Genomic DNA, 8,324 nt, shown 5'->3' with positions numbered 1-8,324 from the left:
GCCGCCGCCCTGGGCGGCGGGACCGGGGCGCTCGACGCGTTCGCCCTGCGGGTCGGCCAACCGGTCGGCCCGATGCTCGCCCAGACCGCGACCGGGGTGGACGATGCGCTGGAACGGCACGGCGGGACGACGATCTTCGAGGCAAAGCTGGACGGCGCCCGGGTGCAGATTCACCGGTCCGGCGGCGAGGTCACCGTCTACACCCGCAGCCTCGACGACGTTACCGCGCGCTTGCCCGAGGTGGTGGACGCGACGCTGGCCCTGCCGGTGCGCGACCTCATCGCCGACGGCGAGGCGATCGCGCTGCGGCCCGACAGCTCACCCCACCGCTTCCAGGTCACCGCGTCGCGCTTCGGCCGATCGGTCGACGTCGCGGCCGCCCATGCGGCGCAACCACTTTCGGTGTTCTTCTTCGACATCCTGCACCACGACGGCACCGACCTGCTCGACGCGCCGACGACCGAGCGGCTGGCCGCCCTGGACGCGCTGGTGCCGCCCGCGCAGCGGGTCGATCGGTTGCTCACGTCCGACCGCGCGGCCGCCGCGGATTTCCTGCGGGCGACCCTGGCCGCCGGCCACGAGGGTGTGCTGGCCAAGGCGCCGGCGGCGCCGTACCAGGCGGGCCGCCGCGGAGCGGGCTGGCTCAAGGTCAAGCCGGTCCACACGCTGGACCTGGTTGTCCTCGCGGTGGAGTGGGGATCGGGGCGCCGGCGCGGCAAGCTGTCCAACATCCACCTCGGCGCGCGTGACCCGGTAACCGGCGAATTCGTGATGGTGGGAAAGACTTTCAAGGGCATGACCGACGCCATGCTGGACTGGCAGACCGAGCGCTTCACCGAACTCGCCGTCGGCGGCACGGACGGCTACGTCGTGCGGGTCCGGCCCGAGCAGGTGGTCGAGGTGGCCCTGGACGGCGTGCAGAAATCCACGCGCTACCCCGGTGGCGTGGCGCTGCGCTTCGCCCGGGTGCTGCGCTACCGCGACGACAAAAGCCCCGCCGAGGCCGACACCATCGACGCCGTCCGCGCGCTGTATTAAGTCGGGCGGAGTTCGCCTCCCCCGCGTAGGGTTTTCGGCCGTGGCACTGCAAGGGCACGACGAGGACGTCAGCTACATCCACACCGACGCGGCGCTGCCGCCCGTCGCGATCGTCGACCGCTCCCCCATCTCCGCCCGGCACAAGATCGTCTTCGCGGTCGTCGCCGTGATCGGCGCCGCCGCGTGGGCGATCATCGCCTTCGCCCGCGGCGAGACGGTGAACGCGGTTTGGTTCGTGGTCGCGGCGATCTGCACCTACGTCATCGGTTTCCGGTTCTACGCCCGGCTGATCGAGATGAAGATCGTCCGCCCGCGCGACGACCGCGCCACCCCGGCCGAGGTGTTCGAGGACGGCACCGACTACGTGCCCACCGACCGGCGGGTGCTGTTCGGTCATCACTTCGCCGCCATCGCCGGGGCCGGACCGCTCGTCGGGCCGGTGCTGGCCACCCAGATGGGGTACCTGCCCTGCAGCATCTGGATCGTCATCGGCGCGGTGTTCGCCGGCGCCGTCCAGGATTACCTGGTCTTGTGGATCTCCACCCGTCGGCGGGGGCGCTCCCTGGGCCAGATGGCACGCGACGAGCTCGGCGCGACCGGCGGGGCGGCCGCCCTCGTCGGGGCGTTCGTGATCATGGTGATCATCATCGCGGTGCTGGCGCTGGTCGTGGTGCGGGGCCTGGCGCAGAGCCCGTGGGGCGTGTTCTCCATCGCCATGACCATCCCGATCGCGGTGTTCATGGGGTGTTACCTGCGCTTCCTGCGGCCGGGGCGGGTGGCCGAGGTGTCGCTGATCGGCTTCGCACTCTTGCTGGCGGCGGTGGCATCCGGCAACTGGGTCGGTGAAACGGCCTGGGGCGCAACGTGGTTGAACATCTCCCCGGTGACGGTGTCCTGGCTGATCATCGCCTATGGTTTCGTGGCGTCGGTGCTGCCGGTGTGGCTGCTGCTGGCGCCGCGCGATTATCTCTCCACGTTCATGAAGGTCGGGGCCATCGCCCTGCTCGCGGTCGGCATCTGCGTGGCCCGGCCGCTCATGCAGGCACCCGCGATCTCGCGGTTCGCCGCCAGCGGGGACGGGCCGGTGTTCCCGGGTTCGCTGTTCCCGTTCCTGTTCATCACGATCGCGTGCGGCGCGCTGTCGGGGTTCCACGCGCTGATCTCGTCGGGGACTACGCCCAAGCTGCTGGAGAAGGAAAGCCAGATGCGGCTGATCGGCTACGGCGGCATGCTCACCGAATCGTTCGTCGCCGTGATGGCGCTGATCAGCGCGTCGATCCTGGACCAGCACCTGTACTTCACCCTCAACGCCCCGCCCGCCCAGACCGGCGGCACCGCCGTCACCGCCGCCGACTACGTCAATCGGCTCGGCCTGTCGGGGACCCCCGCCACTGCCGACCGCCTCACCGCGGCCGCCCATGGGGTCGGCGAGAAGTCCATCGTGTCGCGCACCGGCGGAGCACCCACCCTGGCGTTCGGCATGTCGGAGGTATTGCAACGCGCCTTCGGCGGGGCGGGCCTCAAGGCGTTCTGGTACCACTTCGCGATCATGTTCGAGGCGCTGTTCATCCTGACCGCCGTCGACGCGGGCACCCGGGTCGCGCGGTTCATGCTGTCCGACGCGCTGGGCAACCTCGGCGGCCCACTGGCCAGGCTGCGCAACCCGAGCTGGCGCCCGGGGGTCTGGCTCTGCAGCCTGGCCGTCGCCGCGGCCTGGGGCGGCATCCTGCTGATGGGCGTGACGGATCCGCTGGGCGGAATCAACACGCTCTTCCCGCTGTTCGGGATCGCCAACCAGCTGCTGGCGGCCGTCGCGCTGACCGTCATCACCGTGATCGTCATCAAGAAGGGGCTGCTGAAGTGGGCGTGGATTCCGGGGCTACCGCTGCTGTGGGACCTGGCGGTCACGCTCACCGCGTCGTGGCAGAAAGTCTTCTCGGCGAACCCCCATGTCGGCTACTGGACGCAGCACTTCCAGTATCTGGCGGCCAGAAACGCCGGCAAGACGTCGTTCGGTTCGGCCAGGACCGCCCACCAGCTCGACGACGTCATCAGGAACACCTTCGTCCAGGGCACCCTGTCGGTGCTGTTCGCGCTCGTCGTGGTCATCGTGTTGATCGTGGGAATCGCCGTGTCCTACCGCGCCATTCGCGGCGGCGGCCGTCCTTTGACCGAGGACGAGCCGGTGCCGTCGAAGTTCTTCGCGCCGTCGGGACTGGTCCCCACGGTCAGCGAACGCGCGGTGCAGCGACAGTGGGATGCGGCCAAAACGGTTGCCGCAAGCAGGGATTGAGAGGTTCAGACCGGGTCGAACCCCGATATCAACCAGCGGCCGCCGACCTTGTCCATCGTGACCCGGACGCTGGACGCCGTGTACGCGGGCGCAGCGGCGCCGACGATCGTCGTCTGGTTGACGAACAGCAGGAAGACACCGTGGTCGGGCCCGGCCGACACCGACGCCGCGGACTGGACGGTCGCCACCGCGGAGACGCTCTTCTGCCTGGAACCGGGGATGACCACGTCGCGGGACAGCGACGTGTAGGCGTCTTTGAACCGTCCGGTCAGCCGGTCACGCGCGGCGCCGAGGTCGCGCTCGACCGTGTCGGGTCGGTAGGTCAGCAGGGCGGCGGTACCCTCCCGCGCGGCCTGCGTGGCCTCGATGCGACCCCGGTCGGCGTCGCCGGCCGACGAACCCTGCCACTTCAGGAAGCCGGCGGCCGACGCGAGCGACAACGCCAGCCCGGGTATCAGACCGTATGCCAGCGCCCGGGACCAGTTGATGCGGAGCTGCCTGTCCGTCACGGCACGAACTCCACATCCGACACCTTCACCACGCCGTCGATCTTCCGCACGGAGAGCCGCATCCGCCACGCGTGCGGCTCCTGTTGGGCCGCGGCCGCATTCGACGTGCGAACGGTGACCGCGACGAGGACTTCCGCCCGGTCGCCGGCCTGAGATTCGATGCCCGCTTCCGTCACGGTCCCGACCGACTTCGACTGCGTCCGCAGCAGCACGTCGATGAACGGCTGCGAGCGCTGGGAGAAGTTGTCGTAGAGCCGGCCCGTCGCCCCCGCCAGAATGCGCCGCACGTCCGCGTCGGCTTCGCGGAAGTCAACCGTGGTGAGGTTCAGCGCGCCCTGGCGACCGGCCTGCAGGAAAAGGGCGCGCTGCTCCTGCGCTTCGTGCGCCCGATACGCGCACAGACCGGCCCAGCCGGCCAGCCCGGTCAGCGCGGCCACCGTGACAAGCCCGACGGCCAACGCGAGCCGGACCGGAGCGAGCGGCGCCCGCTCCTCGGGCCCGTCGTCGACTTCCCCCGGGGGACCGGTCAATTCGGCGGTAGCAACATCGTCTGCCATGTGCGTTCCTTTCCACCGGGGGCGGCCAGGTCGGATTGCGTGTAGACATGCCCGTCCGGGCCGACGTAGGTGCCGGTGGCCGGGTCGTACTCGGCGGCCGCCAACGGCAGCGGAGCCGGGGGCGGCGCGGGCGGAGCCGGTGTGCGTGGCTGCGGGACTGGCTGGCCCGACAGCGTGGCGTTCGGGTCGCCCTTCCAGTTGTATCCGTCGTTGAGCGGTATGTAGCTTTCGTCGCCGTCGCACATCTGCACCGTCGGCGCGCGTTTGCCCGGCCGGCCCACGCACGGGGTGTTACGGACGCCGCGGACGTTTTGCGCGGAGTCCTGCGGCACCCGGCAATACAGGTCGCCCGCGGGCCGGTCCGGGTAGTCCTCCCACGACGGCACCCGCTGCTGCTGGGCGGGCAGAAAGCCGGTGAGACACGGCGGCGGCAGGTTCAGGCGCAGGTTGAAGCTCAAGAAGGCGCCCTTGTAACCCTGCTTGGTGTTCCGGTTCGGGACGTTGATCGCCTGAATCGTGGCCACCGCCTGGGGAAGCAGGACCAGCAACTGCTCGAGGCCGGCGTGATAGGTCAGCGCCACCTGCCCGACGCCGATCAGGTTGGCGAGCACGACCGGCAGCGTCGGATTCATCCGGTCCAGGAGGTCACGAACTTCCCCGACGGCGGGGCCGCCCTGCTCCAGCACGGTCCGGACGGCGGTGTCGTTCTGCTGCACCCCGCGGCTGAGGTCGGCCAGGTGCGCGGCCCACGCCTGTACCGCGTCCGGCGCGCCGGACTGCGCATCGAGCACCGGCTTGGACCCGTCGATCAGGGTCAGCAGCGCGCCGAGATTCTTCCGGGCGTCGGTGGACAGGGAACTCCCGCCGGCCACGAGCCGGGCGAGGTCGGGACCCAGCCCGCCGACGGCGGTGGAGGCCTCGTCGACGACGGTCTCGAGGTCCGCGCGCGGAACCGACTGCAAGCCCCGGTTCGCCGCGTCCAACATGGTGTCCAGGTCGGGCGGCACCGAGACGCGGTCCGGGCGGATCACGTCGCCGTCCCGCAGCGGCGGCGAATCGGCGCGCGGCAACAGGGCGACGTACTGCTCTCCCACCGCTGACTGGCTGTGCACCTGCGCATCGAGATCCGACGGGATGTCGATCCCCGACTTCAGCGAAAGCACCGCCGCGACACCGGTGTCGGTGAGACGCACACTCTCGACACGGCCGACTTCGGTTCCGCGATACGTGACATTGCCGCTGGGATACAGACCGGCGGCCTGCGGCAGCTCGACGGTGACCCGGTAGCGTCCGACCCCGAACATGGCCGGCAGCTGGATGTAGCCGAACGCCATCACCGCGCCACCGGCCAACGCGACGATCACGAAGACGGCTAGCTGGATGAGGATTCGCCTCGACAGGGGCGGCATGTCAGCGTCCCTGATCCCAGTGATAGGGCGCCACAAGCGGATTGCCAGCGGTGTACGGGCTCGGCATCTGACCGATCGTGCGGCCCCACTGCAGTTCGAGCTCCGTCAGATTGCCCTCGAACCGGGTGCCGGTGAGGAACGACGCGTCGAGCCGGCTCAGGGTGAGGTCGATGATGGCGGTCAGGTTGGCGTAGTCGCCGCGTGCCCACTTGCCGATGGTTTCCTTGGGGAAGGGGTAAGTGGCGAGCAGGCTCAGCGCGCGGGTCATGGCGGGGCCGGCGTTGACCAGCGATTCGAGCACCGGCGCCAAGTCGTTGAGCTCCTTGACCAGGGTGTCCTTGGTCTGACGTGCCGAATCGGCAACCAGCGCACTGAATTTGCCGAACTGATCGAGTGCCTCCACCAGGGTCTGCCGCTCGTCAGCCAGCGTGCGCAGCGCGGCCGGAATGGCCGTCAGCGCCCTGTCGACGACCGGCTTCTGGTCGGCGAACTGACCGACCAGGTTGTTCAGGCTCTCGGCGGCGGCGATGATGTCACCCGTCTGTTCGCCGACGTGGCCGGTGAACGTGTCGAGCTGGGCGATCAGGTTGCGCAGGTCGTCGGCTCGCCCGGCCAGGGCGGCGCTCAGCGACTGGGTGATGTCCTGGATCTGGCCGATCCCACCGCCGTTGAGCAGCAACGAGATTGCGGCGAGCGTCTGCTCCGTCGTGGGGTAGCTGCCGGCCGACGACAGGGCGATCAGCGACCCCTCCCGCAACCTGCCCCGAGGTGGGGCGCCGGTGGGTGGGGCCAGCTCGACATGCAGGGAACCCAGCAGGCTTGATTGGCCGATGGTCGCGGTCGCATTGGCCGGCAGGTCGACGTCGCCGTTGAGCCGGATCGTCAGCAGCGCGTGCCAGCCCTGCCGCTCGATCCGGGTGACGTTGCCCACCGTGACGTCGCCGACCTGGACGCGGGAATTCTGGTCCAGGGTGCCCACGTCGGGCAGCTGCGCGTGAATGGTGAACGACCCGGGTCCGCGTCCCGCGGTCCCCGGCAGTGCCACCGAGTTCAGGCCGCGCCAGCCGCAACCGGCCGTGGCGACGGCCAGAGCCGCCAACAGGCCGGCCACGGCCCGCCGCGTCACGACCCACCGCCGGGCGGCAACATCAAGCCGCGCAGGCCGTCGGCGGGGTTGACCGAGCGCACCTCCGGTGGCGCGGGTGGGCCCGGAGCGGCGGCCGGGTTCTGCTGCGGCGGAACGTAATCCGGCCGCATCCAGTCCTCGCTGTAGGTCACCTCGTTCGGGCGTGCCGTGGCGCCGACCACCAGGTTCTCGCCCAGCGGCGGGAAGTTGTACTGGCGATTCTTGATGATGGGCGCCAAGTACTGAACGCACAGCTTCGCCGACTGGTCCCAGCCCAGGCGCGACGCCGCCTGAATCGCCCCGCACAGGAAGGCGACGGGGTTGGCGAAGTTCGCGAACGCCGGCGCGCCGCTCAGCGTGCCCTGCGCGGGCTGGTAGATGTTCATGAAGTTCTGCAGTTCGGTGGGGGCGATGTGCAGGGCCTGCTTGATGTCGTCGAGGCTGGCGTTCAGCGCAGTCGACACCGACGCGAGCCGGTCCGAGCTCGTGCCCAGCGCTTCTCGGTTGTCGGCCACGAAGGTTCGGACGTCGCCGACGACGTCGGCCAGCGCGGTGACCGCGCCGGCGACCTCGTTGGGATCGTTGGTCAGCAGGGCGGTGACCGAGGCCAGGTTCTGATTCAGCTGCTGCATCAGGTCACCGCTGCTTTGCAGCGCCGAAACCAGGATGGACAGGTTCTTCACGGTGCTGAAGAGGTCGTTGCCGTGGTCGCTCAGCGCTGAAACCGCTTGGGAGAGCTTCACAATGGTGTCGCGGATACTCGCCCCCTGGCCGCGCAGGTTGTTCGCGGCGGTCGTCACGAGCGAGCCGAGCGGGCTCAGGCCGCCGTGGGTGGGCTGCAGCATCTCGGTGAGCTTTTCCAGGTCCTGACGAAGGTCGTCCCACTCCACCGGGACCGCGGTGCGCGCCTGTGGGATCACGGCACCGTCGTGCAACTGTGGGCCACCGGTGTAGGCCGGGGTCAGCTGGATCGCCCGCGCGGTGACCAGCGATGGCGACAGGATCACGGCCTTGGCATCGGCGGGCACCTGGTATCTGGACTCGTACCAGAAGGTGATCTTCACCCGCCGCGGTTGCGGCTGGATCTGCTTGATGTGGCCGACGGCAACCCCCAGGATGCGCACCTCGTCGCCCACGAAAATGCCGTTGCTGTTGGTGAAGTAGGCCACGACCGTCGTCCGCCGACTCGCGGTCGACGAGTGCCAGACCGTCGCGACGCCGGCGAGGAAGCTGAGCGCCAGCAACGCGGCCAGGCCGATTCGGGCGTTGCGCCGGGTCATCGTTCACCGGCCTTCGGCTGCTCCTGCGGTTCGCCCGGTGCGGGCACGTACACCGGCGACGGGGATGGCGGCGCGGGCGGCGGGGCCGTCTGGCCCGGGGCGAGCGGGGGCG

The 8,324-nt window shown here is 69.9% G+C and carries 7 protein-coding genes; 2 read left to right on the top strand and 5 right to left on the bottom strand.

Annotated elements, in window-relative coordinates; all coding sequences use genetic code 11:
* Both HMPREF0591_RS23645 and HMPREF0591_RS23640 read left to right on the top strand, forming a co-directional pair.
* The coding region (locus HMPREF0591_RS23645) for an ATP-dependent DNA ligase (RefSeq protein WP_007171220.1) at positions 1-1,038 on the top strand (1,038 nt) is incomplete at its 5' end.
* Between the two features lie 40 nt (positions 1,039-1,078).
* Entirely contained in the window at positions 1,079-3,331 is a 2,253-nt protein-coding gene (locus HMPREF0591_RS23640; RefSeq protein WP_007171219.1) for a carbon starvation CstA family protein, read from the top strand.
* 5 nt (positions 3,332-3,336) lie between these two features.
* Here HMPREF0591_RS23640 and HMPREF0591_RS23635 read toward each other — a convergent pair whose 3' ends face one another.
* From HMPREF0591_RS23635 to HMPREF0591_RS23615, 5 genes are read right to left on the bottom strand one after another with little or no spacing between them, the layout of a single operon-like run.
* The gene (locus HMPREF0591_RS23635) at positions 3,337-3,819 is read right to left on the bottom strand and encodes a hypothetical protein (RefSeq protein WP_040623927.1); all 483 of its coding nucleotides are present in this window, start codon (positions 3,817-3,819) and stop codon (positions 3,337-3,339) included.
* Between the two features lie 17 nt (positions 3,820-3,836).
* On the bottom strand, positions 3,837-4,397 hold the full coding sequence (locus HMPREF0591_RS23630; RefSeq protein ID WP_007171217.1) for a hypothetical protein: 561 nt from the start codon (positions 4,395-4,397) through the stop codon (positions 3,837-3,839).
* Positions 4,367-5,806, bottom strand: coding sequence for an MCE family protein (locus tag HMPREF0591_RS23625; protein ID WP_007171216.1), 1,440 nt, complete (start codon positions 5,804-5,806; stop codon positions 4,367-4,369). The genes HMPREF0591_RS23630 and HMPREF0591_RS23625 overlap by 31 nt, the downstream gene beginning before the upstream one ends.
* A 1-nt stretch (position 5,807) precedes the next feature.
* On the bottom strand, positions 5,808-6,932 hold the full coding sequence (locus HMPREF0591_RS23620; protein ID WP_007171215.1) for a virulence factor Mce family protein: 1,125 nt from the start codon (positions 6,930-6,932) through the stop codon (positions 5,808-5,810).
* Entirely contained in the window at positions 6,929-8,212 is a 1,284-nt protein-coding gene (locus HMPREF0591_RS23615; protein WP_007171214.1) for an MCE family protein, read from the bottom strand. The genes HMPREF0591_RS23620 and HMPREF0591_RS23615 overlap by 4 nt, the downstream gene beginning before the upstream one ends.
* Between the last annotated feature and the right edge of the window lie 112 nt (positions 8,213-8,324).

It is taken from the genome of Mycobacterium parascrofulaceum ATCC BAA-614, from assembly GCF_000164135.1.
GTDB lineage: Bacteria > Actinomycetota > Actinomycetes > Mycobacteriales > Mycobacteriaceae > Mycobacterium > Mycobacterium parascrofulaceum.
This window is presented reverse-complemented; position numbering and strand designations above follow the sequence as displayed.